Annotated in this window: 18 protein-coding genes; 12 read left to right on the top strand and 6 right to left on the bottom strand. The window is 65.0% G+C overall.

Annotated elements, in window-relative coordinates:
- Nucleotides 1–14 precede the first annotated feature (14 nt).
- Nucleotides 15–956: a GlxA family transcriptional regulator gene (locus tag ACWCIA_RS20185; protein WP_454166200.1), complete on the top strand. Its 942-nt coding sequence runs from the start codon at nucleotides 15–17 to the stop codon at nucleotides 954–956.
- Nucleotides 957–1,057: 101 nt separating this feature from the next.
- Here ACWCIA_RS20185 and ACWCIA_RS20180 read toward each other — a convergent pair whose 3' ends face one another.
- A complete protein-coding gene (locus ACWCIA_RS20180; protein ID WP_454166198.1) occupies nucleotides 1,058–1,855 on the bottom strand; it encodes a KilA-N domain-containing protein in 798 nt (265 codons plus the stop codon).
- Nucleotides 1,856–2,564: 709 nt separating this feature from the next.
- Between ACWCIA_RS20180 and astC the strand changes: the two genes are divergently transcribed.
- The 8 genes from astC (at nucleotide 2,565) to ACWCIA_RS20140 (ending at nucleotide 16,219) form a co-directional block, all read left to right on the top strand.
- Nucleotides 2,565–3,809 carry an acetylornithine/succinylornithine family transaminase gene (gene astC / locus ACWCIA_RS20175; protein ID WP_454166197.1) on the top strand — a complete coding sequence of 415 codons (1,245 nt, stop codon included), beginning with the start codon at nucleotides 2,565–2,567 and terminating at the stop codon, nucleotides 3,807–3,809.
- Between the two features lie 91 nt (nucleotides 3,810–3,900).
- On the top strand, nucleotides 3,901–4,932 hold the full coding sequence (locus tag ACWCIA_RS20170; protein ID WP_454166195.1) for an arginine N-succinyltransferase: 1,032 nt from the start codon (nucleotides 3,901–3,903) through the stop codon (nucleotides 4,930–4,932).
- A gap of 10 nt (nucleotides 4,933–4,942) precedes the next feature.
- Complete coding sequence (gene astA, locus ACWCIA_RS20165; RefSeq protein ID WP_454166193.1) at nucleotides 4,943–5,974, top strand: arginine N-succinyltransferase; 1,032 nt, start codon at nucleotides 4,943–4,945, stop codon at nucleotides 5,972–5,974.
- Complete coding sequence (gene astD / locus ACWCIA_RS20160; protein ID WP_454166191.1) at nucleotides 5,967–7,448, top strand: succinylglutamate-semialdehyde dehydrogenase; 1,482 nt, start codon at nucleotides 5,967–5,969, stop codon at nucleotides 7,446–7,448. The genes astA and astD overlap by 8 nt, the downstream gene beginning before the upstream one ends.
- A 3-nt stretch (nucleotides 7,449–7,451) precedes the next feature.
- Nucleotides 7,452–8,795, top strand: coding sequence for an N-succinylarginine dihydrolase (astB, locus tag ACWCIA_RS20155; protein WP_454166189.1), 1,344 nt, complete (start codon nucleotides 7,452–7,454; stop codon nucleotides 8,793–8,795).
- Nucleotides 8,796–9,101: 306 nt separating this feature from the next.
- Entirely contained in the window at nucleotides 9,102–13,793 is a 4,692-nt protein-coding gene (locus ACWCIA_RS20150; protein WP_454166187.1) for an NAD-glutamate dehydrogenase domain-containing protein, read from the top strand.
- 3 nt (nucleotides 13,794–13,796) lie between these two features.
- Nucleotides 13,797–14,795, top strand: coding sequence for a succinylglutamate desuccinylase (locus tag ACWCIA_RS20145; protein WP_454166185.1), 999 nt, complete (start codon nucleotides 13,797–13,799; stop codon nucleotides 14,793–14,795).
- A 308-nt stretch (nucleotides 14,796–15,103) separates the two neighbouring features.
- Nucleotides 15,104–16,219 (top strand): NADH:flavin oxidoreductase/NADH oxidase, encoded by a 1,116-nt coding sequence (locus ACWCIA_RS20140; RefSeq protein ID WP_454166183.1) that lies wholly within the window; start codon nucleotides 15,104–15,106, stop codon nucleotides 16,217–16,219.
- 205 nt (nucleotides 16,220–16,424) lie between these two features.
- On the opposite strand, the gene ACWCIA_RS20135 is transcribed toward ACWCIA_RS20140, so the two are convergent.
- Both ACWCIA_RS20135 and ACWCIA_RS20130 read right to left on the bottom strand, forming a co-directional pair.
- Nucleotides 16,425–17,618, bottom strand: a complete 1,194-nt coding sequence (locus ACWCIA_RS20135) for a globin domain-containing protein (RefSeq protein ID WP_454166181.1) — start codon at nucleotides 17,616–17,618, stop codon at nucleotides 16,425–16,427.
- 76 nt (nucleotides 17,619–17,694) lie between these two features.
- Complete coding sequence (locus ACWCIA_RS20130) at nucleotides 17,695–18,162, bottom strand: RrF2 family transcriptional regulator (RefSeq protein WP_454166179.1); 468 nt, start codon at nucleotides 18,160–18,162, stop codon at nucleotides 17,695–17,697.
- A 183-nt stretch (nucleotides 18,163–18,345) separates the two neighbouring features.
- On the opposite strand from ACWCIA_RS20130, the gene ACWCIA_RS20125 reads away from it, so the two are divergent.
- The 3 genes from ACWCIA_RS20125 (at nucleotide 18,346) to ACWCIA_RS20115 (ending at nucleotide 21,932) form a co-directional block, all read left to right on the top strand.
- Nucleotides 18,346–19,812 carry an APC family permease gene (locus tag ACWCIA_RS20125; protein WP_454166177.1) on the top strand — a complete coding sequence of 489 codons (1,467 nt, stop codon included), beginning with the start codon at nucleotides 18,346–18,348 and terminating at the stop codon, nucleotides 19,810–19,812.
- A 178-nt stretch (nucleotides 19,813–19,990) separates the two neighbouring features.
- Nucleotides 19,991–20,437 (top strand): SRPBCC family protein, encoded by a 447-nt coding sequence (locus ACWCIA_RS20120; RefSeq protein WP_454166175.1) that lies wholly within the window; start codon nucleotides 19,991–19,993, stop codon nucleotides 20,435–20,437.
- Between the two features lie 106 nt (nucleotides 20,438–20,543).
- Entirely contained in the window at nucleotides 20,544–21,932 is a 1,389-nt protein-coding gene (locus tag ACWCIA_RS20115; RefSeq protein ID WP_454166173.1) for an FAD-binding oxidoreductase, read from the top strand.
- Nucleotides 21,933–22,047: 115 nt separating this feature from the next.
- Here ACWCIA_RS20115 and ACWCIA_RS20110 read toward each other — a convergent pair whose 3' ends face one another.
- The 3 genes from ACWCIA_RS20110 to ACWCIA_RS20100 form a co-directional block, all read right to left on the bottom strand.
- Nucleotides 22,048–24,207: a S46 family peptidase gene (locus ACWCIA_RS20110; protein WP_454166171.1), complete on the bottom strand. Its 2,160-nt coding sequence runs from the start codon at nucleotides 24,205–24,207 to the stop codon at nucleotides 22,048–22,050.
- 141 nt (nucleotides 24,208–24,348) lie between these two features.
- Nucleotides 24,349–25,626 (bottom strand): phospholipase D-like domain-containing protein, encoded by a 1,278-nt coding sequence (locus ACWCIA_RS20105; RefSeq protein WP_454166169.1) that lies wholly within the window; start codon nucleotides 25,624–25,626, stop codon nucleotides 24,349–24,351.
- Between the two features lie 69 nt (nucleotides 25,627–25,695).
- A complete protein-coding gene (locus ACWCIA_RS20100; protein WP_020656446.1) occupies nucleotides 25,696–25,965 on the bottom strand; it encodes a GlsB/YeaQ/YmgE family stress response membrane protein in 270 nt (89 codons plus the stop codon).
- Nucleotides 25,966–26,011: the final 46 nt, after the last annotated feature.

The following is a 26,011-nucleotide window of genomic DNA, read 5'->3' as shown; positions in this document are numbered from 1 at the left end:
CCCGACCCTTCCCGATGCCGCATCCTGACCTGTCCGTCCTGGCCCAGGAACGGCCGCTGCGCATCCTGCTGGTGAACGCCGGCGAACCGGATTCCCTGAGCTGGTCGGGCCTGGTGCAGCCGCTGCGCCAGGCCGCGAAAATCCTCGGCCCCGAGCGCCTGCACGTGGACGTGCGCAGCCCAGACAAGTTCACCAGCGACGCCCAGCGCCACTGGCACCTGGTCCTGCTGGCCGCCGACGAAGCGCAGGCTGGATTAAAACCCGCCAACTTCCGCGCCCTGGTGGAACGCTGCCGCGCCGCGCCTTTCTGGGGCGGCGTCGGGGCAGGGGTGCTGTGGCTGGCCGAAGCCGGCGCCCTCAACGGCGTACGCACCGCCTTCCCCTGGTCCCTCTACGCCGACGCCGACAGCCGCGCCGACCAGGCCATCTTCACGCCCCACCTCTACGAAATCGACGGCAACCGCCTGACCTGCTGCGGCGGCGCCGCCTCCGTCGATTTCGCACTGACCCTGATCGACATCATCTTCGGGGCCAACGTGCAGGCGCCGGTCAAGGAACTGCTGTGCGTCGACCGCGTACGCGGCAAGGAAGAACGCCAGCGCGTGGCCCTGCAAGCGCGTTTTGGGACGCTGCAGCCGAAGCTGACCGAGGCGGTGACGCTGATGGAAGCGAATATCGAGGAGCCGCTGTCGACCGACGAGATTGCCCAGCTGGCGGGGGTGTCGCGGCGGCAGCTGGAGAGGTTGTTCAAGCAGTATCTTGGGAGTTTGCCGTCGCGCTACTACCTGGAGCTACGTCTGAACCGAGCGCGGCAGCTGCTGCTCGATACTAATTACTCGATCGTGCAGGTGGGGCTGATGTGCGGGTTTTCGTCGGGGTCGCACTTTTCGACGGCGTTTGGGGCGTTGTTTGGGAATACGCCGCGGGAGGAGAGGCAGAGGAGGTTGGCAGAGTAGGCATTACCTACTTCAATGCACATTGCAGAGATCTACTAGGACGATCACTTCTGTTCATGCCGCTGAAACTGCTCGACATGAACAGATTGTTGAAAAGCCTATTACTTGGGGAGTTTGGGAGCCATCACTGGCGCCGCGAGCGCTGGCATTCGGTCGAGATAGGCAATGCTGCTCGGATCTTTTGACTTGAAATACCGGCGGCCATTCTCTGGGAGCCAGACAGTTCGGAACCAAGTCCGGTACATTGCCAAATAGTCGTCAGGATAGGCGTTTGGATAAACTATTGGGCGACCATCTAAGTAATCGTGAGCATACGTCGGGAACGAGTCAGTATTGACACCGTGCGTTTTGCGAAGCCAAGCACAGAAAAGCTTGCCGACCGAAATATCGGGGACCCAGCCTTTCGGTATATCAAATCCCAACTGATGCAATGGACCGAACAAGCCAATGCCGGTTTCTTGAAGAATCGAGAAGTGACCCGGCGGCACCTTGTTGTCATTTGCCATGTAACGCTGCAAATGCACAGGCAATACAGCGGTTTGGGGTGAACCACGTCGGCTCATCCAATCAGCGACCCACTTGGACACCTGTACCGCAAACTTTGGCGAAAGCCAACCCGCGAGATTGACAGCTACTTGCGGGTGTACCCAAGTCCCTTGTAGTCGTGAATCGCCACCAACGATCGAGTGGATCAGGCTGGATGTTGGCATTCCCATATCAGCTTCAAGTTCGGCCAGGAACGCAACCGTACTCATGTTACGGCGGTACTCACTCCACTGCTTTCCAGATGCTTTGCAAAGTGCAGTAGCGTTGATGTAACCGTCTCCGGTACGTTGATCGATGATGGTGCCGTCAGCTTGGTGATGGATCAGTTCTAAGTTAAGTTGTTGCGATGACATGCTTTCCTTTCTATGTCTTCGCGGATCGAACTAACACCATGTACCTATTCTGTTGCAGAAATAAGTTTAAAGGTTCTATAATTCAGTCCGCATAAAATGAGCCTAGGTACCCCGCCAAGAGTAATTCCTAGTGCCCGCTACTTTGCTACTCAAGCCCAGCCATTGTGTCTGGGCTTTTTCTTTTTGTACCTCGGTGTAACTTCTTTTTGTGAAGTATTGCTCCGAGGACAGTTCTAATTGTAGTGCTTATTTTTCATGCGACGCAAGTACTTGGCGTGCACTTTTTTTGCGCAGTCATCCTTGACTTTTCTAGCTTCTAGCAGAAATCGTGCTTCCGTGGTGAGCAATCACTAACTTTTGATCATGGCCTGTGCACAACTTTCGTCCATGTTAGATGGTTTGTGTGGATATCTTTTGTATTTCGTGTGCTGCACGACGGGCGTGGGGGCAGAAGCCTGTAGGCATAGAAGTTTGAGTCTTAGTAGTGATGATCATTCGATAATGCCGTTTCGCTTAAGCTGTTTTTAGCTTTTTCATCAGTCTCGGACTAGGTACGGAAGCAGGCTTGGTCGTGTAGCTACCCCCGGCCAAATATGAAAATCCCCGTCGCACTTCTGCAAGAACTTGCCATGGTGACTTCCTATAATGTCCAGGTTCGGCGCCCGTCTCCCGGTGCGCCCAGTCACCAACAATGGATGAGGAAAAAGTCATGAATGCAAAGCTCGATTCGGGTGTCACAACGCGGCCTGTCACTCGGCAGACCTTCGACGAAGTCCTCGTCCCGACCTATGCACCGGCCGCCATGGTGCCGGTCAAGGCGTCGGGACTGGACGTGTGGGACCAGGAGGGCAAGCATTACCTCGACTTCACCTCGGGCATCGCCGTCTCTAGCCTCGGCCACTGCAACCCGGTGCTGGTCGATGCGATGACCAAGCAGATCAACACCCTGTGGCACCTCGGTAACGGCTACACCAACGAGCCGGTGCTGCGCCTGGCGTCGGCCCTGGTCGAAGCGACCTTCGCCGAGCGTGCCTTCTTCGCCAACTCGGGCGCGGAAGCCAACGAGGGCGCGCTGAAACTGGCGCGCAAGTACGCGCACACCAAGTTCGGCCCGCACAAGTCGCGCATCGTCTCGTGCCTGTCGTCCTTCCACGGCCGTACCCTGTTCACCGTGTCGGTCGGCGGCCAGCCGAAGTACACCGAAGGCTTCGAGCCGCTGCCGCAGGAAATCAACCACATCCCGTACAACGACATCGAAGCGGCGCGTGCTGCCATCGGCGATGACGTCGCCGCCGTGATCGTCGAGCCGATCCAGGGCGAGGGCGGTGTCATCCCGGGCGACAAGGCCTATCTGAAAGCGCTGCGCGAGCTGTGCGACCAGACCGGCGCGCTGCTGATCTTCGACGAAGTGCAGTCGGGCGTGGGCCGCACCGGCGCCTTCTACGCCTACATGGACACCGGCGTCACGCCGGACATCCTGACCAGCGCCAAGGCGCTCGGCAACGGCTACCCGATCGGCGCGATGCTGACCACCAACGAGATCGCCCAGCACTTCAACGTCGGCTCGCACGGCACCACCTACGGCGGCAACCCGCTGGCGGCGACCGTCGCCCTGAACGTGGTCGAGATGATCAACCAGCCGGCCTTCCTCGCGCGTGTAAAAGAAGCCAGCGCGAAGATCTTCGCCAACCTGGAAAAGCTCTCCGCCGACTTCCCGCAGCTGTTCGGCAAGGCGCGTGGCCAGGGCCTGCTCATCGGCCTGCCGCTGGCCGAAGGCTTCAAGGGCCGCGCCAAGGACATCACCAAGATCGCCGAGAAGATGGGCCTGATGCTGCTGATCGCCGGCCCGGACGTGATCCGCATGGCGCCGGCGCTGATCGTCTCGGACGAGCAGATCATGGAAGCGGACCGCATCCTGCGCGCCGCGGTCGCGGAATTCCTGGCCGCCGCCTGACGCTGCCCGCTTTTCATGATTGCCCGGCCCGCGCACCGACGCGGGCCGTGGTTCGTTCGCAGGCGCAGGTGACATCACCCTTGGAGTCAATATGTATGTAGTTCGTCCGGTTGAACTGACGGATATCGATGCGCTGGAAAGCCTGGCCGCCGTGCTGACGCCGGGCGTGCACACGCTGCCGCGCACGCGCGCGACCATCGCGCCCTTCGTGGAACGCTCGATCGCCTCCTTTGCCGCGCAGGTCGACATCCCGAGCGAAGAGTCCTACCTGTTCGTGCTGGAAGACACCGCGACCCGCGAGGTCGTCGGCACCGCCGCCGTGCACGCCTCGGCCGGATCGAACGGCACGTATTTTGCCTTCCGCAACGACGTCATCCAGCAGGTCTCGCGCGACCTGAACATCTGTCACAGCGTGCATGCGCTGACGCTGTGTTCGGAGCTGACCGCCTGCTCGCAGCTGGCCGGTTTTCACCTGCGCGACCGCGAACGCCAGCGCGCCGGCATCGAGGCGGCCCTGCTGTCGCGTGCGCGCCTGCTGTTCGCGGTGCTGGCGCCGAACCGCTTCGGCGACCGCTTCTTCGTGCCGCTGGCCGGCGTCACCGACAACGAAGGCCAGTCGCCGTTCTGGAATGCGCTGGGCCGCAAGTTCTTCAAGATGGATTTCCTCGACGCCGAGCGCGTCATCGGCGGTTCGCGCAACCGCACCATGATCGTCGAGCTGATGCCGCACTACCCGGTCTACGTGCCGCTGCTGCCGGGCGACGCCCAGGCGGCGATGGGGCAGATCCACCCGAGCGGCCAGCTCGCCTTCAAGCTGCTGACGGAAGAGGGTTTCGAGGCGGACGAATACGTCGACATCTTCGACGGCGGCCCGATCCTCGCGGCGCACAAAATGTCGCTGCGCTCCTTCTGCGGCTCGCAGCACCGCCGCGTGGAGACCGCGCGCGAAGGGGACACCGACAACCTCGTGACCTACGCTGTCGCGACCAATGCCGAGCGCTTCCGCGCCATCACTGTGGCCTGCCCGCCATGCGACACCTCCGACGCCCTCTGCCTGCCGCTCGACGCGCAGAAGGCCCTCGGTGTCGCGCCGGGCGACGCCGTCATCTGCGTCAGAATCTGAGAGAGGCACCATGCTCGTCATTCGTTCCATTGCCGCTTCGGACCTCGACCCGCTGATCGAGATGGCCCACCAGGTCGGCGGCGGCATGACCACCCTGAAACCGGACCGCAAGATGCTGGGCGACCGCGTCGAATGCGCCGTCGCCTCGTTCGCCGGTACCATTCCGCCGGAACAGCGCGACTTCATGTTCGTGATGGAAGACACGGACAACGGCCAGCTGGCCGGCATCTGCGCCATCAAGGGCGCGGTCGGCCTGACCGAACCCTTTTATAACTACCGCATTGGCACCCTGGTGCACTCCAGCCGCGAACTGAACGTGTTTACGCGCATGGAGACGCTGTACCTGTCGAACGATCTCACCGGCGCCACCGAACTGTGTTCGCTGTTCCTGCGCCCGGACTACCGCGCGGGCTACAACGGCAAGTGGCTCTCGAAAAGCCGCTTCCTCTTCATCGCCCAGTTCCAGCAGCTGTTCACCGAGAAGATCATCGCGGAGATGCGCGGCTACCTTACCGAAGACGGCACCAGCCCCTTCTACGAGGGCCTGGGCCGCCACTTCTTCAAGATGGATTTCAATCACGTCGACGGCCTGACCGCGATCGGCAAGAAGTCCTTCATCGCCGAACTGATGCCGCGGCAGCCGCTGTACGTGGATTACCTGCCGGAGTCGGCGCGCGAAGTGATCGGCCAGGTGCACCGCTCGACGCTGCCCGCACGCAAACTGCTGGAGCAGGAGGGCATGCACTACGAGGGCTACGTCGACATTTTCGACGCCGGCCCGGTGCTCCAGGGGCGCGTCAAGGAACTGCGCTCGGTGCGCGACAGCGTGCTGCGCGTGGCCGCCGAAGGCCGCCCGGAAGGCGAAACCGAATGCCTGCTGGTGTCGAACACGAAGCTGGACGATTTCCGCATGGTGCTGGCGCAGACCACGATCGACGGCGCGGAGGTATCCCTCTCGGCACAGGAACTGGCGCTGCTGCACGTCCAGGCGGGCGACCCGGTACGCACGCTGTCACTCAACGTAAGGAAGAACAATGGCTAACCTGTCGAACTACATCAACGGCGAATGGGTCCCAGGAAGCGGTGCGGAGCTGGTTACCGTCGACCCGTCCAGCGGCCGCCAGACCTGGACCAGCAACGAGTCGACCAGCGAGGACGTGCAGCGCGCCGCGCAAGCCGCCCACGAGGCCTTCGAAGCCTGGGCCCTGCGTCCGCTGGAAGAGCGCATCGGCATCGCGACGCGCTTCCGCGACCTGTTGAAGGAACACGCCGAAGAGCTGGCATCCATCATCGCCGAAGAAGTTGGCAAGCCGCTGTGGGAAGCGCGCACGGAAGCCGCCACCATGGCCAACAAGATCGACATCTCGATCCAGTCCTACGGCGCGCGCACCGGCGAGACCGCCGCCAAGGTCGCCGACGGCAACGCCGTGCTGCGCCACCGCCCGCACGGCGTGTTCGCCGTGTTCGGCCCGTATAACTTCCCCGGTCACCTGCCCAACGGCCACATCGTGCCGGCCCTGATCGCCGGGAACACGGTGGTCTTCAAGCCAAGCGAGTACGCGCCGCGCACCGCCGTGAAAACCGTGGAGCTGTGGGAGCAGGCCGGCCTGCCGAAGGGCGTGCTGAACCTCGTCAACGGCGGCCGCGACACCGGCATCGCCTTGGGCCAGAACGCGCTGATCGACGGCGTGCTGTTCACCGGCAGCAGCCAGACCGGCGCCGCCCTGCACAAACAGTTCGGCGGCCAGCCGGGCAAGATGCTGGCGCTGGAAATGGGCGGCAACAACCCGCTCGTGGTCTGGGACCTCCAGCCTGATGCGAAAGCGATCGACGCCGCCGTCCACCACGCCGTGATGTCGGCCTTTATCTCGGCCGGCCAGCGCTGCACCTGTGCGCGCCGCCTGGTGGTGCAGGACAACGAGCAGGGCCAGGCATTCATCCAGCGCCTGGTCGAGGTGGCAGCCAAGCTGCAGGTCGGTCCGTCGAAGGCCGAGCCGCAGCCCTTCATGGGACCGGTCGTATCGAGCGCGGTGGCTGCCCGCCTGGTGCAGGCGCAGGCCGACATGGAAGCCAAGGGCGGCAAGGTGCTGCTGCAGATGCGCCAGCTCGATCCGAACGCGGGCTTCGTCACCGCCGGCATCGTCGACGTGACCGACGCCCAGGGCATCCCGGACGAAGAGTGGTTCGGCCCGCTGCTGCAGGTTGTGCGCGTCAAGGACTTCGACCAGGCGGTCAAAGTCGCGAACGCCACCGAATTCGGCCTGGCCGCCGCACTGCTGTCGCCGTCGGAAGAGCTGTGGAAGCGCTTTGCGATCAAGGCGCGCGCCGGGATCGTCAACTGGAACCGCCCGACCACGGGCGCGGCCAGCTCGGCGCCGTTTGGCGGCGTCGGCAAATCGGGCAACCATCGTCCGAGCGCCTACTATGCGGCCGATTACTGCGCCTATCCGGTCGCCTCGATCGAGACGGCCGAACTCGAAATGCCGGCCAAGCTGTCGCCGGGACTGACTTTCTAAATCATGCGTAACGCTCGCGAATACAACTTCGACGGCCTGGTCGGCCCGTCCCACAACTATGCCGGCCTCTCGTTCGGCAACGTCGCTTCGTTCAGCAATGTGCGCAGCGCCTCGAACCCGAAGCTGGCCGCGCTGCAGGGCCTGGCCAAGATGCGCGACCTCGCCGCCCGGGGCTTCGCCCAGGCCGTGATGCCGCCGCAGGCGCGTCCGAATTTCAGACTGCTGCGCAGCCTCGGCTTCTCGGGCACCGACGCCGACGTGCTGGCGCAAGCCTGGCGCGAAGCGCCGGTGATCCTGTCCTGCGCCTGGTCGGCCGCGCCGATGTGGACCGCCAACGCGGCCACCGTCAGCCCGTCCGCCGACACGCGCGACGGCCGCGTGCACTTCACGGCCGCCAACCTGAACAACAAGCTGCACCGCTCGGAAGAGCACGTGCAGGCCACGCGCACGCTGCGCGCGATCTTCGCGGACCACGACCATTTCGTGGTGCACGACCCGCTGCCGCCGACGCCGGCCTTTGGCGACGAGGGCGCGGCCAACCACACGCGCTTCGCCAGTAACCACGGCGCGGCCGGCGTCGAGTTCTTCGTGTATGGCCGCGTGGAGTTCGATCCGTCGGCGCCATTCCCGAAAAAATACCCTGCGCGCCAGACCCTGGAAGCCTCGCAGGCGGTGGCCCGCCTGCACGGCCTGGACCCGGCGCGCACCGTGTTCGCCGCGCAGAACCCGGACGTGATCGACCAGGGCGTGTTCCACAACGACGTGATCGCAGTCGGCAACGGCAACGTCCTGTTCTATCATGAGCAGGCTTTCGCGGACGAGGCGGCGACCATCGAAGCGCTGCGCCGTTCGGTGAGCGGGGTGGGCGCCGAGTTCCTGCCGGTGCGGGTCGAGAACGGCATGGTGCCGGTCGCGGACGCGGTGGCGAGCTACCTGTTCAACAGCCAGCTGCTGTCGAAACCCGACGGCAAGATGGCGCTGCTGGTGCCGCACGAGTGCCGCGAGAATGCGGCGGTCGCCAACTACCTGGCCGGACTGGTGGCGAGCGGCGGCCCGATCGACGAGCTGCTCGAATTCGACCTGCGCCAGAGCATGCGCAACGGCGGCGGCCCCGCCTGCCTGCGCCTGCGCGTGGCGCTGACCGACGAACAGGCCGGCGCGCTGCATGGCGGCGTGATCATGACGGACGCGCTGTATGCGCAGCTGGTGGAGTGGGTCGAGAAGCATTACCGCGACCGGATCGAGCCGAAGGATCTGGCCGATCCGCAGCTGGCGATCGAGTGCAGGACGGCGCTGGAGGCGCTGGAACGCATTCTCGGCCTGCCGGGTTTGTACGATTTTAGTTAAGTTGCCGGTGATCGTAGGGTAAAACGCGTGGAGTCAGGACTCCACCCTACGGTAAACCGTCTTTGTAGGGTGGACTCCCGAGTCCACGCGGTACGACAGTAAAAAGAAGACGGCTCGAGAAGAAGCCGCAAAGCAGGAAAAAGCGCGCGGTGCACGACGCACCGCATATGAAGCACAACTTTCACGCTTCCGGGACAAGGAAGCCAGAGACCTGGACGGGCCAACCCCGTCCACCAAACGCCGGTCCGCGCAAAGCCACAAGCCGTAGCGCGGGCGGGCGACAACATTAGCTTTTGGAGAAGCACAATGAACTACATGCCGCAAGATTTGCGTACCCAGACCCTGGCACTGGTCACCAGCCAGCCGGCAGCCGGCGCCGCCGAACCGGTAGCCGCGCTGATCAGCGCCTGGCTGCGCTCGCTCGACGAGGAAGACCTGGCCGGCACCACGCCTGAAGCCCTGGCCCCTGTCCTGTGGGACGGCTTCACGCAGGCCGCCAAGCGCACCGGGCCTGGTTGCCAGATCGCGCAACTGCGCTACACCGATGCCAAGGGCAATACGGACACGGCGCTGCTGATCCTGAACGAAGACATGCCTTACCTGGTCGACTCGTTCGTCATGGCCATCCGCAAGGAACGCCTGACCGCCGCCGGCGTCATGAACGCCGTGCTGCCGGTGCAGCGCGATGCGAACGGCGTCGTTACCGCCGTCGCCGAAGGCGCACCGCTGGAGTCGGTCGTGCTGGTGCTGATGAACGACGAACTGAGCTTCGACGAACTCGACCGCCTGACCGCGCGCATCCGCATGGTCGCCAACGACGCCGCAGTCGTGCACCGCGACGCCGTCGCCATGGGCGACCGCATGACCGAAGTGGCCGCTGCCGCCGCCGCCAATGGCACCCCGGCCGGCCAGGAAGTGGCCGCCTTCCTCGAGTGGGCCAAGAACGAAGGCTTCGAGCCCTTCGGCTATGCCTACTACGTCGTCCAGCCTGGCCAGACCGAGCTGGCACGCGACATCCCGAGCCGCATCGGCGTCCTGAAGGACACCGCGCATCCGGTCTACGGCACCTGCCTGGCCAACATCCCGGGCGAACTGAACACCCTGGCCGGCCGCGCCGAGACCCTGTCGATCGTCAAGGCCGACGTCGAGGGCACGCTGCACCGCGACCAGCCGCTGGACTTCATCGGCGTGCGCAACACCGACGCACAGGGCAACATCCTCGGCGAGCATTGCTTCGTCGGCCTGTTCACCCGCGCCGCCACCTCGACCCCGCTGGCGCGCCTGCCGTTCGCGCGCGGCCGCGTCGCCAAGGTCCTGAGCCTGGCCGGCGTGCGCCAGGAAGGCTTCCGCGCCGAGAAGTTCCTCGAGATCCTGGAATCCCTGCCGCGTACCGAAGCGCTGGAAGCCGAGCCGGAATGGCTGGCGCAGGTGTGCAGCTCGGTCGTCTCGCTCTACAAGCAGCCGCGCGCGAAGGTCTTCGCCCGCCGCGACGTGTACGGCCGCCACCTGAACGTGCTGGTCTACGTGCCGCGCGAGCGCTACAGCGCCGCCATGGCCGCCTCGCTGGCCCAGGCGCTGAAGGAAAGCTCGGGCGCGCACGACGTGCGTTCGCAGACCCTGGTCGCCGACGGCCCGCTGGCCCGCGTCTACCTGATCGCCCACGGCGCGCGCAACCCGCTCGACCTGCAGAACGATATCCAGCAGCCGCTGATGACCGTGCTCGACGACTGGCACGACCGCTTCGCCATGCTGACCAACGACATGCAGGACGTTCCCCTGCGCAGCAGCCTGCGTAAACTCGTCTCGACCCTGCCGGTCAACTACATCACGGCGACGGAACCGTCGGTCGCCTTCCGCGACCTGCAGGCCATCCTGCAGAACGGCCAGTCGAACCGCGTCTCGGCCCGTATCGAAGCCGGCGACGCCGGACAAGCCTCGGTACGCCTGTACTCGGACGAGACCGTGCCGCCGCTGTCGCGCATCCTGCCGGCCCTGCACAACGCCGGCGTCGCCATCGACCGCGAGCAGACCTATAAAATCACCACCCCGGACGGCGGCCGCCACTACGTGACGGCGCTGGCAGTCGACGCCGAATCGGCCGCCAAGCTGGCCAAGCCGGGCATCGTCGACGTGGCCGAGGAACTGTTCGCCGCGCTGTTCAACGACGAAGCCGAAGACGGCCGCATGAACGGCCTGTCGATCGAAGGCGGCCTCACGATGCGCGAAGTGCAGCTGGTGCGTGCCTACATCGGCTACTGGCGCCAGCTGGGCTCGAAGTTCACGGTGCGCTACATGGCCGAGACGCTGCGCGCGCAGCCGGCCCTGGTCAAGGAATTCGTGACCGCCTTCCTGCAGCGCTTCAACCCGGCCCTGTCGCAGTCCGAGCGCGATGCCGGCACCGCCAAGCTGGTGTCGCTGAAGGCCGGCCTGTCGAGCGTGAACCACGCCGACACCGAAGAAATCATGGCCGCCCTGGTCGAGCTGGCGCTGGTCACCCTGCGCACCAACTACTTCCAGAACACCGGCGAGAAGATCATCTTCAAGTTCGACACCAGCAACCTGTCGCTGGCGCCGGAACCGCGTCCGTACCGCGAGATCTTCGTGTTCTCGCGCCGCTTCGAAGGCGTGCACCTGCGCGGCGGCCCGGTCGCCCGCGGCGGCCTGCGCTGGTCGGACCGCATGGAAGACTACCGCACCGAAGTGCTGGGCCTGGTGAAGGCGCAGATGGTCAAGAACGCCGTCATCGTGCCGGCCGGCTCGAAGGGCGGTTTCGTCTGCAAGCAGATGCCGAAGGACGCCGCCCGTGAAGTGGTTGCGGCCGAAGGCGAAGGCGTCTACCGCCTGTTCATCTCCAGCCTGCTGGAAGTGACCGACAACCGCGTGCGCGGCGCCATCGTGGCACCGGAAAACACCGTGCGCTACGACCAGGACGACCCCTACCTGGTGGTCGCCGCCGACAAGGGCACCGCAACCTTCTCCGACATCGCCAACGGCATCGCCGTGCAGCGCGGCTTCTGGCTGGGCGACGCCTTTGCCTCGGGCGGCTCGAACGGCTACGACCACAAGAAGATGGGCATCACCGCGAAGGGCGCCTTCGAGGCCGTCAAGCGCCACTTCTACGAACTGGGCCACGATATGAGCACCACCCCGATCACCATGGTCGGCGTGGGCGACATGTCGGGCGACGTGTTCGGCAACGGCGTGCTGCTGTCGCGCCAGCTGAAAGTGCTGGCCGCGTTCGACCACCGCCACATCTTCCTCGACCCGACCCCGGACGTCGCGGTCTCCTTCGCCGAGCGCCAGCGCATGTTCGCGCTGCCGCGTTCGTCGTGGGAAGACTACGACAAGAGCCTGATCTCGGCGGGTGGCGGCGTGTTCCCGCGTTCGGCCCGTTCGATCGAGCTGACCCCGCAGGTGCGCGCTGCGCTGGACATCGAAGAGACGGCGCTGTCGCCAGAAGAGCTGATGCACCGCATCCTGCTGGCGCCGGTCGACCTGTTCTACAACGGCGGCATCGGCACCTACATCAAGTCCTCGAGCGAGACCCACGCCCAGGTGAAGGACCGCGCCAACGACCGCATCCGCGTCAACGGCAACGAACTGCGCTGCAAGGTCGTATCCGAAGGCGGCAACCTGGGCGCGACCCAGGCCGGCCGTATCGAGTTCGCGCTGAACGGCGGCCGCATCTTCACCGATGCGATCGACAACTCGGCCGGCGTGGACTGCTCGGACCACGAGGTCAACATCAAGATCTGGCTCGACACCGAAGTCAACGCCGGGAAGCTGCCGGAAGCCGACCGTAACCGCATCCTCAACGAGATGACGGGCGACGTCGAGAAGCTGGTTCTGCGCGACAACGCGCAGCAGACCCGCCTCCTGACCCGCGAAGGCCAGGCCCAGGGCAACGGTTCGGTGGTGGACAGCTATGCCGCCCTGATCACCAGCCTGGAAGCCGAAGGTGCGGTCTCGCGCGAACTGGAACAGCTGCCGCTCGACACCGAACTGCAACGCCGCAAGGCGCTCGGCATGGGCCTGACGGCACCGGAACTGGCGGTCGTGATCGCCAACGTCAAGAACCGCTTCAAGCGCATCCTGGCCGCGCTGCCGCTGATCGACGAGCCATGGGCCGAGACCGTGCTGCGTCCTTACTTCCCGGCGCAGCTGGTCGCCACCCGCGACCCGCTGGACCACCCGCTGGCCAACGCCATCCTGGCCACCGTGCTGGCCAACGAGGCGGTCAACCGCTGCGGCCCGCTGATGATCCGCGACCTGGCGACCGAGCACCGCGTCGACGAAGCGGAAGTGGTGAAAGCCTGGGGCCGCGCCTGGGCGGCGTTGAACCTGGCGCCGGTCTTCGACGCGCTCGACGCCGATGCGCTGAACGTGCCGCGTGAAGTGTCGGTCGCGGTCGACGCCCGCACCCGTGCGCTGCTGCGCGCCGTGATCGAAGGCGTGCTTTCGCTGCCGCAGGGTACCGATGGCATGGACGAGCTCAAATCGCTGTTCGCCAATGGCGAGCAACTGCGCCAGCTGATGCCGGCCAAGTCGGAAGCGGACGGCCATGCAGGCCTGAACGCAGGCTTCGTGCAGGCCTGGAAGTCGGTCGAGACCATCGAGTCGCTGGCCACCTTCCTGTTCGCCGCGGTGTCGGTGCATCGCCCGGCGGGCATGTCGCTGGCCCAGTTCCTGCAAGTCGGCATGGCGCTGCGCGAGCGCGCCGGCATCGACACGCTCGAGCGTGGCCTGAAGCTGCCGCCGCAGAGCAAGTCGCAGGAACAGCTGCGCAACTACGCGATGCAGGCACTGCGCCGCACCCAGCAGCGCCTGCTGCTGCAGGTGATCGAGCGTGCCGGCAGCGGCGACGCGCTGGCGGCGGTGAATGCCGTCACCTCGGAAAAGGGCCTGACCGGCTACGCGCCGGCCACCGACCTCGAACAGGCAATGCTGGACGTCTGGTCGCTGTCGGAAGGCTCGAACCCCGAGCGCCTGGCAGCGTAAACCATGAGCGCGCCCGTCATTCCTGTGGTCCCTGACGCGGTGCGCGCGCTGGCCGAAGCCGATTTCGGCACGGTCGCGCAGCGCTTCGGCGACGCGGGTTTCGTGGTCGGGATGCCTGCCAAGGGCATCCTCACGGTGCAGGGCGCGCAGCCCGACATCTCGCGCCCGGCGCTGCTGCTGTCGGTGGGCGTGCATGGCGACGAAACCGGGCCGATCGAAATGGTCGCGCACGTGGTCGAGGCGCTGTCGCGCACGCCGCAGGCCCTGCTGGTGGACCTGATGCTCTGCGTCGGCAACATCGACGCCATCGCCGCCGGCAAGCGCTTCATCGACGCCGACTTGAACCGCATGTTCAAGCCGGAGCGCGGGGCGCTGGCCGACACCTTCGAGGCCATGCGGGCCGACGAGCTGATCGCAGCCACCGACGCCTTCTTCGAGGGCGCCGGGCCGGTGCGCTGGCACCTCGACCTGCACACGGCGATCCGCGCCTCGCACTACCCGATGTTCGCGATCGTGCCGGACCTGATCGAGGAAGAGGGCAAGGCGATGCTGATCGACTGGCTGGGACAGGCGGCGATCGGCGCGATCATCATGAACCCGAAGTCGGCCGGCACCTACAGCTACTACTCGGCCGAGCACCACGGCGCGGCAGGCAGCACCGTCGAACTGGGCCGCGTCGGCACCCTGGGGCGCAACGACATGGCCCAGTTCGTCCATGCCTCGGCAGCGCTCGACGGCCTGCTGCGCGGCGTGCATGCCGGTACCCACACCGAGCCGCACGTGTTCAAGGTGGCGCAGGAGATCGTCAAGCTGTCCGACGATTTCAAGATGGGCTTCAGCCGGGAGACCCCGAACTTCGCCTCGCTCAAGCGGGGCGACGTGATCGCCACCGATGGGGAGACGGTGTACACCGTGTTCCACGAGGAGGAGATGGTGGTGTTTCCGAATCCGGATGTGCGGGTCGGATTGCGCGCCGGGTTGATGGTGGTGCGTGTGAGTTGATGGCGCAAGCCTGGATGTGAAAAAGCCGCGAGTGATCGCGGCTTTTTTTCGTAGGGTGGGCGCCCCGTGCCCACGCGAATGCCGGCGCCATGTTTGCTCCCATACCCCACCAACATGCGCGCCTCGATAACGTGAACAATGATCTCGCGATAACGTATCTCGTTTTTCGGTATCACCACCGCGTTCGACGGCCAACGAAACGCCAACGTCCGCGTGGGTCCGGGGCGCCTACCCTACAAACCCTTACCTCTGCACAATCTCCCAATGTTCGCTAGACTTTGCAGTTCGAACAAGAACCGGAGCCCCGCATGAGCATGTTGTTCACCCCCTACCAACTCGGCCCGCTGGCGCTGGCGAACCGCATCGCGATCGCGCCGATGTGCCAGTATTCCGCCGACGAGGGCCACGCCACCGACTGGCACATGATCCACCTCGGCCAGCTGGCCCTGTCCGGCGCGGCATTGTTGATCATCGAAGCGACCGCCGTCACCCCCGAGGGCCGCATCTCGCCCGACGACCTGGGCCTGTGGTCCGACGCCCACCTCGAATCCTTAAAGCCCGTCATCGCCGCGATCCGCCGCCATTCGCCGATCAAGGTCGCGGTGCAGCTGGCGCACGCGGGGAGAAAGGCGTCGAGCGCCGCGCCCTGGGAAGGCGGCGCGAACATCAAACCCGACGAGCCGCGCGGCTGGCAGACGGTCGCGCCTTCCGCCGTCGCGCATGCGGAAGGGGAGACCGTGCCCCTGGCGCTCGATGCCGAGGGCCTGCAGCGCGTCAAGCAGGGTTTCGTCGACGCCGCCGTGCGCTCCTGCGAGCTGGGCCTGGACGCGATCGAGCTGCACGGCGCCCACGGCTACCTGCTGCACCAGTTCCTGTCGCCGCTGTCGAACCGGCGCGAGGACGAGTATGGCGGGTCGCTGGAAAACCGCATGCGCTTCCCGCTCGAGGTGTTTACGGCCGTGCGCGCGGCGGTGCCGTCGGCGATCTCGGTCGGGATGCGGATCTCGGCGACCGACTGGGTGGAAGGGGGATGGGAAGTGGAGCAGAGTGTCCGCTTCGCCCAGGAGCTGGAAAAGCTGGGCTGCCAGTTCATGCACGTGTCGAGCGGAGGCTTGTCGCCGCTGCAGAAGATCCCGGTCGGCGCCGGCTACCAGATCGCCTTTGCCGAACGGATCAAGCGCGAGACGGGCATGCCGACCATCGGCGTCGGCCTGATCACCGAGCCGCAGCAGGCCGAGCACATCCTGCAGTCCGGCCAGGCCGACATGGTGGCGCTGGCCCGCGCCATGCTCTACAACCCGCGCTGGCCCTGGCACGCCGCCGCCGAACTGGGCGCGACGGTGGCCGCGCCGCCGCAGTACTGGCGCTCGCAGCCGCATCAGTACAAGCACTTGTTTGGCGAAACGCGGCTCGGGCAGCGCTAAGCTGGAGCGCGATACCCGTAGGGTGGACGGCTCCACCCGGGAGACAGGTGGGCACGCTCCGTGATCGCCGTCCACGCGTTCAAGCAGCCGGTGAGCAGCCACGAATGTTCAAGCGTGCGTTGAACGCGTGGACGGCGCAACGGCAGCGTGTACGCACGCTGCAGGGTATAGCCGTCCACCCTACGGACGCAGTACGGTTCCGCGATTACAGCAGGTGATCCAGCAAATCCGGCCCGAACACTTCGCGGTGCAGGCGCGCGGCCGGCACGCCGGTGTTCAGCAGGGCCAGCCACTGGGCCTGCATGAACTTCAGCGGGCCGCACAGCCAGACGTCGGTCTGCTCGAGGTCCCAGGCCGGCAGGCGGGCGATGTCCATGCGGCCGGCCAGCACGCCGGCGGCATCCCCGACGTCTTCGTAGAAGGTCACCACGTGCAGGTTCGGCATCGCTGCCTGGGCGGCGGCCACGTCGTCCTGCAGCGGGTGGTGGCGGGCGTCGCGGGCGGCGTAGGCGAAGATCACCCGGCGCTCGGGATGGACCATCGCGATGCGGTTCAGCGCAGACACCATCGGCGTGATGCCGACGCCGGCCGACAGCAGCACGATCGGCGCGTTCGATTCGGTATCGGGCGTGAATTCGCCGAACGGGTGCGTCACCTGCAGCACGCTGCCTTCCTTGACGTTCGCATGGATCCAGTTCGACACCTCGCCGGCCGGAGCAGCGGCCAAGGCGTCTTCGCGCTTGACCGAGATGCGCAGGCTGTCCTTGCCCGCCGCATCGGACAGGCTGTACTGGCGCAGCTGGTGGCGTCCGTCGGGCAGGTCGACGGCGACGCTGACGTACTGGCCGGCATGGAAGGGCGGCAGCGGCCTGTCGTCTGCCGGTACAAAGCGGATCGACAGCACGTTGTCGCTCTCGCGCTTCACCTGCGTCACGCGCATCGGGCGCGTTTCGCCGGGCTGCACGCCGGCCGTGCTGTACAACTCGGCTTCGGCCGAGATCAGGAGGTTCGCCAGCGAGCCGTAGGCCTCGGCCCAGGCGTCGAGCAGGGGCTGAGTGGCGGCGTCGCCCAGGGTCTGCTTGATCGCCGCCAGCAGGTGGCGGCCGACGATCGGGTAGTGCTCGGCGCGGATGCCGACCGAGACGTGCTTGTGGACGATCCGCGTCACCACCGGGCCGAGGGCCGCGGCATTGCCGATGTTCGCCGCATACGCGAACACCGCCGAGGCCAGCGACTGCTGCTGGGCGCCGCTGGCCTGGTTGCCCATGTTGAAGATGCGCGTCAGTTCCGGGTGCTCGGCCAGCATGTTCTGGTAGAAGAGGCGGGTGATGGTCAGGCCGTGCTCGCGCAGGACCGGGACGCTGGCATCGATGTAGGGACGGGAAGCGACGGAGATCATGGTTTTTCCTTTATTGCATTTGAAATGCATCTTTTAAGTTCAAAAAAACGCCCGCACGGGCGAATTCAAAGCCGGCTCAGGCTGCCGCGCCGGCGGCGGTTCCACTCCAAAACATCTTGTGCATCCGGACGATCTGTTCGCCGGTGCCGCCTTCGGTCATCTGGGCCAGCGTATAGCGGTCCAGTTCCTGGTAGAAGGCGCGCATGCCGGCCTTCAGGACGCCGCGCAGCTGGCAATCGAGGCTGAGCGCGCACTTGGTGCCGGCGCAGTCGACGACTTCGTCTTCGCCCTCGAGTTCGCGCAGCACCTGGCCCACCGTCAGCAGCTGCGGGTCGGCTGCCAGGCGCAGGCCGCCATTGCGGCCGCGCATGGCGCGCACCCAGCCGACCCGGGCCAGGTGGCCGACCACCTTCACCAGGTGGTTCAGCGGAATGTCGAACTGCGCACCGATCTCGGCGACCGTCACCGGATGCGGGCGTTCGCCTGCGCGCTCGAGGTAAATCAGCACGCGCAGGCCAATGTCGGAAAAGCGGGTCAGACGCATGGGATGCCGTTGAAAGGGAACAGGATTATTCTAGCGCGAATAATACGCATTGGAAATGCATATTTAGCGAAAACTATTTTCTCAACAACAGCCGAAGCGCCCCGAACCGCCCTATAATCGCGAACTTTGGCGGCGCTTTACGCTCAGCCATTTCCCTTATAAAGCAAGACAAAAGGACACTTTGTGAATCTGACACTGGGCCAGAAGCTGATCCGTACCAAACCGGCTGAACGCGCGCACGAAGACAGCCAGGCCCACGGCGGCGGCCTCACCCGCTCGCTGGGACTGTTCCCGCTGACCATGATCGGCGTCGGCGCCACCGTCGGCACCGGCATCTTCTTCACGATGGTCGAAGCGGTGCCGAAAGCCGGCCCGGCGGTCATCCTGTCGTTCCTGATCGCGGCGATCACCGCCGGCCTGACCGCGCTGTGCTACGCCGAACTGGCCGGGCGCGTGCCGGCCTCGGGCTCCTCGTATTCCTTCGCCTACGCCACCGTCGGCGAATTCGCCGCCTTCATCGTCGCGGCCTGCCTGCTGCTCGAATACGGCTTGGCCGGCAGCGCGGTGGCGATCGGCTGGTCCGATTACCTGAACAATTTCCTGCAAAACGCCTTTGGCTGGCAGATCCCCGAACACCTGCGCTCGCCGATGTTCGTGTCCGATCACAGCAACCTCTCCGTCCAGTCCGGCAATTTCAATTTGCCGCCGGTGCTGCTCGTGATCATGTGCTGCATCCTGCTGGTGCGCGGCACCAAGGAATCGGCCACGACCAACGCCGTCATGGTCGTGATCAAGCTGGCGATCCTGGCCTTCTTCGCCGCGATCGCGTTTACCGGTTTCGACGCGAACAATTTCACGCCCTTCTTCAATACCGACACCAGCAAGGGTTTTGCCGGCATGGCCGGCGTCACCGCCGCGGCCGGCACCGTGTTCTTCTCCTTCATCGGCCTCGACACCATCGCCACCGCCGGCGAGGAAGTGAAGGACCCGCGCCGCAACGTGCCGATCGGCATCCTGATGGCGCTGGTCATCGTCACCGTGTTCTACCTGCTGGTCGCCCTGGCCGCGATGGGCGCGCAGCCGGCGCACATGTTCGAAGGCCAGGAGGCCGGCCTGTCGGTAATCCTGCAGAACGTGACGGGCCAGGCCTGGCCGGCGCTGGTGCTGTCGGCCGGCGCCGTGGTGTCGGTGTTCTCGGTGACCCTGGTGACGATCTACGGCCAGACGCGCATCCTGTACGCGATCAGCCGCGACGGCCTGATCCCGAAGACCTTCCAGAAAGTGAACCCGCGCAGCGGCGCCCCGGTATCGAACACCCTGATCGTCTGCGTCGTGGTCGGCCTGATCGCCGGCCTGGTCGATTCGACCTTCCTGTGGGACATGGTCAGCATGGGCACGCTGACCGCCTTCATCGTGGTCTCGATCGCCGTGCCGGTGATCCGCGCCAAGCAGGGCCCGAACGCTGAAACCGGCTTCCGCGTGCCCTTCGGCCCCTACGTGATCCCGGGCCTGTCGATCCTCGCCTGCCTGTACATCATGAAGGACCTGCCGCCGGCGACCTACCGCGTCTTCTTCATCTGGATGGCGGCCGCGGTGGCGACCTATTTCCTGTACAGCGTGCGGCACAGCAGGCTGAACAAGAAGGTGTAAGCACCTGTCCAGTCAAGGAAACGCCGCGCTCGACGCGGCGTTTTTTTTGCCCGGGCTGGCGGCCCCGAAAAATGGCTGCCGGGCGTAAAAAAGTCTCATCCGGTGTCGAATTCCGGCAGCGCCATTCGTCGTACTGCCAGAGGGTCGTCCTCTGCCACTTCACCGAAGGGAATCGATCATGTCCACCAATACCGTTGAGCTGCACCGTGTGCTGAAATCCACGCCCGACCGGGTGTACCGCGCCTTCACCACCCCGGACGCCCTGGCGAAATGGCTGCCGCCGCACGGCTTCTTCGGCACCGTGCACGCGCTGGACGGCCGGGTCGGCGGCCGCTACCAGATGTCCTTCACCAACCTCACGACCGGCGGCAGCCACGCCTTCGGCGGCGAATACCTGGAGCTGGAACCGGGCCGGAAACTGCGCTACACGGCCGAGTTCGACGATCCGCAGCTGCCGGGACAGATGCAGACCACGGTGACGCTGCGCGACGTGTTCTGCGGCGTCGAGCTGCGTGTCCTGCAGGAGGGCATTCCCGCCGCCATCCCGGCCGAATCCTGCTATCTCGGCTGGCAGGAGTCGCTGACGCTGCTCGCGCAGCTGGCCGAGGCCGAGGTAAAGGAATAGACGGCAGCCTGGCCCCGTGCCGCTCGGCGCGGGCCGACCCTGCTTGCATATCGGCCTCGCTTCCCTATCCTGAGATATCGTCAACGAACCAACACGGAGGTGCGTGATGAATACCGTAGGGGTAAGCGAGATCGAAGCACTCCAGGGCGGTCTCAGGGGAGCGGTGCTGCTGCCGGGCGAAGCGGCATACGACGAGGCCCGCACGATCTGGAATGCGATGATCGACAAGCGTCCGGCCGTGATCGTGCGTTGCGCCGGCGCGGCCGACGTGCGGACGGCGGTGAATTTTGCACGCGACCATGGCCTGCCGCTGGCGGTGCGGGGCGGCGGCCACAACATCGCCGGGAGCGCGCTGGTCAACGACGGCCTGGTGATCGACCTGTCGATGATGCGCTCGGTGCAGGTGGCGCCGCACAGAAAGCGGGCCTGGGTCGAGGGCGGTGCGGTCCTGCGCGACGTCGACCACGAGACGCAGGCCTATGGCCTGGCGACGCCGCTCGGCATCAATTCGAGCACCGGCGTCGGCGGCCTCACGCTCGGCGGCGGCTTCGGCTGGCTCACGCGCAAGTACGGCATGACAATCGACAACCTGGCCGCGGCCGACATCGTCCTGGCCAGCGGCGAGCGCCTGCACATCGACGCCGACAACCATCCCGACCTGTTCTGGGCCATCCGCGGCGGCGGCGGCAATTTCGGCGTGGTGACGAGCTTCGAATTCGCCCTCCATGCGGTCGGCCCGATGGTCACCGCCGGTCTTATCGTCTTCCCGTTCGCGCAGGCCGCGCCGCTCCTGCGCCGCTACCGCGACTACGTCGAGGCGCTGGACGACCAGATTTCGGTCTGGGCCGTGCTGCGCAAGGCGCCGCCGCTGCCCTTCCTGGCGCCGGAAGTGCACGGCACCGGGATCGTGGCGCTCGCCTTCTTTTCGCCCCAGCCCCTGGAAGAGGTGCAGGACGCCATCGCGAGCGTGCGCGGCTTCGGCGAGCCGCTGGGGGAACACATCGGCGCCGTGCCCTATGCCGCGTGGCAGCAGGTCTTCGACCCGCTCCTGATACCGCCGGCGCGCAATTACTGGAAATCCCACAACTTCAACCGGCTCAGCGACGACGCCATCGACGTGGTCATCGACTACGCCGGCAAGCTGCCGTCCGAGCAGAGCGAAATTTTCCTCGGGCTGATCGGTGGCGCGGCGAATACCCACGCGCCGGACGAGGCGGCCTATCCGCACCGGGACGCGCTGTATGCGATGAACGTGCATACCCGCTGGCAGGAACCCCTCGACGACGCCAAATGCCTGGCCTGGGCGCGCGAATTCTTCAGGGCGGCAGCGCCCCATGCCGCCGGCAGCGTCTACATCAACTTCCTCAACGAAGACGAAGTCGACCGGATCGCCGAAGCCTACGGCCCCAATTACCGCCGGCTCAAGGAGATCAAGGCGCGTTACGATCCGGACAACCTGTTCCGCAGTAACCAGAACATCCGGCCCGGCGCCTGAAAGGGCGTTGACGCCTCGCGGCAGGACGGAAGGGACGAAAAAAAAGCCACGCGGCCCAGGGGCGGCGTGGCTTTCGATGCCATGGATGGGGCGCCTGCGGCGCCCCGTGAACGCATTACTGAACGTTCATTTCCTTCAGCAGGTTGTCGGCCTTGTCCACATGCTTCATATTCCACAGCATGTAGCGCGAGTCGACCTGGATCGAGCGGGTGTTGGCCGTGTTGAAGTCCCAGTCCGAGATGATCGAATCCAGGGTGCCGTCGAAGGCCAAGCCGATCAGTTCGCCGCGCTTGTTCAGCGCTGCCGAACCGGAGTTGCCGCCGGTGATGTCGAGCGTTGCCAGGTAGTTCACCGGCACGGTCTTCAGGACCGGGTCGACGTACTTGCCGAAGTCCTTGCCCTTGATGGCTGCCAGCTGGGCGGCCGGGGCGTTGAACTCGCCTTCGCCGGTGTGCTTGGCAACCACGCCCTTGGTGGTGGTGAACGCGGTCCACGCACCGGTGCCGTCGGCGCCGTGGTCGCGGCCGGCGATCTTGCCGAAGGTGACGCGCAGGGTGCCGTTGGCGTCAGGGTAGACGGCCTGGCCCTTGCTGTTCATGTAGGCGATCTTCGCCTTCATGTAGCCCGAGTACGACTTCTGGATCTTGCCGCTGAGTTCTTCCTCTTTGGCTTCGCTCTTCAGGTCGGCGTCATACATGGCGACCGCTGCCTTGATGAAGCTGTCGTTGCTGGCCTTGAATTCGGCAGGCGACTTCTTCAGCCAGGCGGTGCGGGCTTCCTTGTTGGCCAGGGTCGAACCGGCGTAGGCCTTGTCGAGCGCGGCGCGGATCTCGTCCTGGCTCATGCCGGCGCGCAGGCCGAGGGCGTCGTTGAAGGCCTTGTCCTGCTCGGCAACCGGCTGGGCCAGGTACTTGGCGAGGAAGTGGGCAACCAGGGCCTTGTCGACCTTTTCGTCGTAGGTGCGGTCCTGGCCGGTGATGACCGAGGTCAGGCGCGCCATGTCGCGTTCCTGGTAGCCTGATTTACGTGCGGCATCCGGCTTGGTGCGCTCGTTGGCCAGGCGGTACAGGGTGCGTGCCGAGCTCAGGAAGCGTGGCTGGGCATAGCCGGCGTAGAAGCCCTGCTTGGTCTTGGCGTCGCGCTCGGCGATCAGCTTTTCGACGGCGTCGATGTCGGCGCCGAACTGCTTCTTGCGGGCGGCATCGGCGTTGACCCAGGCCTTCATCGCATTGTGCTCGGCGGTCTTGCGCGCCAGGAAGTCGCTTTCCCCGTAGGAGGTCAGCATGCCCTTGCGGTTCTTGTAGTAGTTGTTGACGCCCGCGATCTGGCCGGCGTACTTCAGCTTGGCGGCCGGGTCGTTCTTGGTTTCGCGCTCGATGATGGCGAGCACGTCACCCGACGCTTGCACGAAGGCCGGGTAGTTCCATTCGAAGGTCGAGGCGACTTCCGACGGCAGGCGGTGGCGATTGGTGCGGCCAGGGTAGCCCAGCACCATGACGAAATCGCCTTCTTTGGCGCCTTCGGCCGCCACTTTCAGGTGGTGCTTCGGCACGTAAGGCACGTTGTCGGTCGAGTAGTCGGCAGCCTTGCCGTCCTTCGACACGTAGGCGCGGTAGAAACCGTAGTCGCCGGTGTGGCGCGGCCACATCCAGTTGTCGGTGTCGCCACCGAACTTGCCGACGCCCGACGGCGGCGCGTGCACCAGGCGCACGTCGCGGATTTCCAGCTGCTTCAGGCGGTAGAACTCGAGGCCGCCGTAGTAGCTGGCCACGGTGCAGCGGTAGCCCGGGGTCTTTTCGCAGGCAGCAACCATTTCCTTCTGATTCTTTTCGATCGCGTCGATGCGCGCCTTGCCGGTCAGCTTGGCGACTTTCTTGTCGATGATCTGGTCAGTGACGTTCGCCACTTCCTCGGTCACGAACACGCGGCTGCCAGGCGAGGCCGGCACTTCTTCGGCGAAGGTCTTGGCCAGGAAACCGTTGGCCAGCAGGTCCTTCTCCGGGGTCGAGTTGACGGCGATGCTGTTGTAGACGCAGTGGTGGTTCGTGACCACCAGGCCCTGCGGCGACACGAACGACGCCGAGCAGCCGCCCAGGCTCACGATCGCGCCCATCGGGAATTCGGTCAGCTTGGTCAGCGTGGCCGGGTCGAGTTCGAGGCCGGCGGCCTTCAGTTGCTGGGCTACTTGTGGCAGCTGCTGCGGCATCCACATGCCTTCGTCCGCTTGTGCGGCGAAGCTGGTGAAGATGGCCAGCGAGAGGAGAGTCTTTTTCATTCGCGATCGATCAGGAAGGTTGTCGGATACTTCAGGCGCTCCGTAGAGCATCCCAGGGAGTATCCCGAGAGTATCCGTAATCCCCTGTCGGCTCGTCAACCGTTATTTCCTGATGGTGTTTTTTTCGAAAGGAGCAGGTATTTACAACTGTGCCCCGAACAGCGAAAAGATTTCACTGCCGAGCTTTTCCGCCCATGGCCGGTTGTTCCAGGCGGCCAGCGTGATCGGGCGCGCACGGCGCCAGTCGTCTTCGAACACGGCCACCTGGGCACGCGCGAAATCGGGGTCGAGCACGTTCAGGTTGGCTTCGTCATTGATGCTGAACGAGCGGTTGTCGAAATTGGTCGAGCCGACCGAGACCATCAGGGCGTCGACGATGAGCGCCTTCACGTGGTACATCGTGGGCTGGAATTCGGCGATGTGCACCCCCGCTTCGAGCAGTTCTCCCCAGCGCTCGCGCGAGGCCTGGCGCACCACTTCGGCGTCGATCTTCGTGCCCGGGGTGATGATGCGCACCTTCACGCCGCGCTTGGCGGCGGCAACCAGGGCGCGGATGGTGAGGTCGTCGGGTACGAAATAGGAGGCCGAGAGGTCGATCGATTCGCGCGCGGCGGTAATGGCCATCAAATACATCAGGTGCATGCTGGCGCTGCCGCCCGTCGGGGAGCTGGAAAACATTTGCGCCGGCATCGTGCCGCGCGCAGTCAGGGGCGGGAAGTACAGGGGGCCGTCGAGCACCTTGCCGGTCGCCTTGGTCCAGTTGTCGTTGAACACGGCCTGCATTTGGCCGACGACTGGGCCTTCAATGCGGAAATGGGTGTCGCGCCATTCTTTTTCATTCCGGGCATTGCCGCGCCACTGGTCGGCGATGCCGACGCCGCCCGTGAAGCCGACCGTGCCGTCGACGATCAAGAGTTTGCGGTGGGTGCGGTTGTTCAGGCGGGCGAGTTTCCACCAGGTGGGCTTGTGGTAGCGCTGGACCTGCACGCCGGCGTCGCGCATGCGCTGGATCGCGGCATCGTCCATCTTCATGCTGCCGACGAAGTCGAGCATCAGGTGGACCTTGACGCCGGCGCGGGCGCGCTCGGACAGCGCCTCGGAAAATTCCTGGCCGATCGATTCGGACCAGTAGATATAGGTTTCGAAGGTGATGCTTTTCTGCGCGCCCCGGATGGCGGCGAGCATGGCGGGGAAGATCTGGTCGCCGTTGAGCAGGGCGTCGACCTGGTTGCCTTCGATGATGGGCGGGCCCAGCAGGACACCCATCGAGCGCCGGAACTGGGCGTCGTGGATATCGTACTGGCGCGTCAACTGGGTCTCGATCTGCTTTTCGCTCGGCATGAAATTGAGGGCGAGAAAGCCTACGAGTAAGGTCAAGATACTCGTGGAAATGGCGACGGCGACAGTATTTGCACGCATGGAACAATCCGGGCGAAAAAAAACCAACGCATGAAAGCGTTGGTTTTATGTGGGGCATACCAACTTTTATTAGCGAACGCGGCCGCGACGCAGCAGGTTCACGATTGCCAGCAGGATAACAGCACCCAGGAACGAGACCAGCAGCGAGGAGACGCTGAAGTCGTCGGAATTGATGGTGCCCGAACCAAACAGCGGCGACAGCAGCCAGCCGCCCAGGAAGGCGCCAACGATACCAACCACGACGTTCAGAATCATACCTTGCTCAGCATCCGTCTTCATGACCATGCTTGCGAGCCAGCCCAGGATACCACCGACAACGATCCAGATAATGAATAGCATTTTGATTCCTCCTCATAGTAAAAAAAACCTACCCGAGGCCAATTGA

It is taken from the genome of Massilia sp. SYSU DXS3249, from assembly GCF_053668055.1.
Note: the sequence above shows the minus strand (reverse complement) of the source record. Positions and strands in the feature narration are given on the sequence as shown.

Excerpts from the sequence above, each read along its gene's own strand:
- ACWCIA_RS20185 (WP_454166200.1), top strand. The coding sequence starts at position 15 with ATGCCGCATCCTGACCTGTCCGTCCTGGCCCAGGAACGGCCGCTGCGC.
- ACWCIA_RS20180 (WP_454166198.1), bottom strand. The coding sequence starts at position 1,855 with ATGTCATCGCAACAACTTAACTTAGAACTGATCCATCACCAAGCTGAC.
- astC (WP_454166197.1), top strand. The coding sequence starts at position 2,565 with ATGAATGCAAAGCTCGATTCGGGTGTCACAACGCGGCCTGTCACTCGG.
- ACWCIA_RS20170 (WP_454166195.1), top strand. The coding sequence starts at position 3,901 with ATGTATGTAGTTCGTCCGGTTGAACTGACGGATATCGATGCGCTGGAA.
- astA (WP_454166193.1), top strand. The coding sequence starts at position 4,943 with ATGCTCGTCATTCGTTCCATTGCCGCTTCGGACCTCGACCCGCTGATC.
- astD (WP_454166191.1), top strand. The coding sequence starts at position 5,967 with ATGGCTAACCTGTCGAACTACATCAACGGCGAATGGGTCCCAGGAAGC.
- astB (WP_454166189.1), top strand. The coding sequence starts at position 7,452 with ATGCGTAACGCTCGCGAATACAACTTCGACGGCCTGGTCGGCCCGTCC.
- ACWCIA_RS20150 (WP_454166187.1), top strand. The coding sequence starts at position 9,102 with ATGAACTACATGCCGCAAGATTTGCGTACCCAGACCCTGGCACTGGTC.
- ACWCIA_RS20145 (WP_454166185.1), top strand. The coding sequence starts at position 13,797 with ATGAGCGCGCCCGTCATTCCTGTGGTCCCTGACGCGGTGCGCGCGCTG.
- ACWCIA_RS20140 (WP_454166183.1), top strand. The coding sequence starts at position 15,104 with ATGAGCATGTTGTTCACCCCCTACCAACTCGGCCCGCTGGCGCTGGCG.
- ACWCIA_RS20135 (WP_454166181.1), bottom strand. The coding sequence starts at position 17,618 with ATGATCTCCGTCGCTTCCCGTCCCTACATCGATGCCAGCGTCCCGGTC.
- ACWCIA_RS20130 (WP_454166179.1), bottom strand. The coding sequence starts at position 18,162 with ATGCGTCTGACCCGCTTTTCCGACATTGGCCTGCGCGTGCTGATTTAC.
- ACWCIA_RS20120 (WP_454166175.1), top strand. The coding sequence starts at position 19,991 with ATGTCCACCAATACCGTTGAGCTGCACCGTGTGCTGAAATCCACGCCC.
- ACWCIA_RS20115 (WP_454166173.1), top strand. The coding sequence starts at position 20,544 with ATGAATACCGTAGGGGTAAGCGAGATCGAAGCACTCCAGGGCGGTCTC.
- ACWCIA_RS20110 (WP_454166171.1), bottom strand. The coding sequence starts at position 24,207 with ATGAAAAAGACTCTCCTCTCGCTGGCCATCTTCACCAGCTTCGCCGCA.
- ACWCIA_RS20105 (WP_454166169.1), bottom strand. The coding sequence starts at position 25,626 with ATGCGTGCAAATACTGTCGCCGTCGCCATTTCCACGAGTATCTTGACC.
- ACWCIA_RS20100 (WP_020656446.1), bottom strand. The coding sequence starts at position 25,965 with ATGCTATTCATTATCTGGATCGTTGTCGGTGGTATCCTGGGCTGGCTC.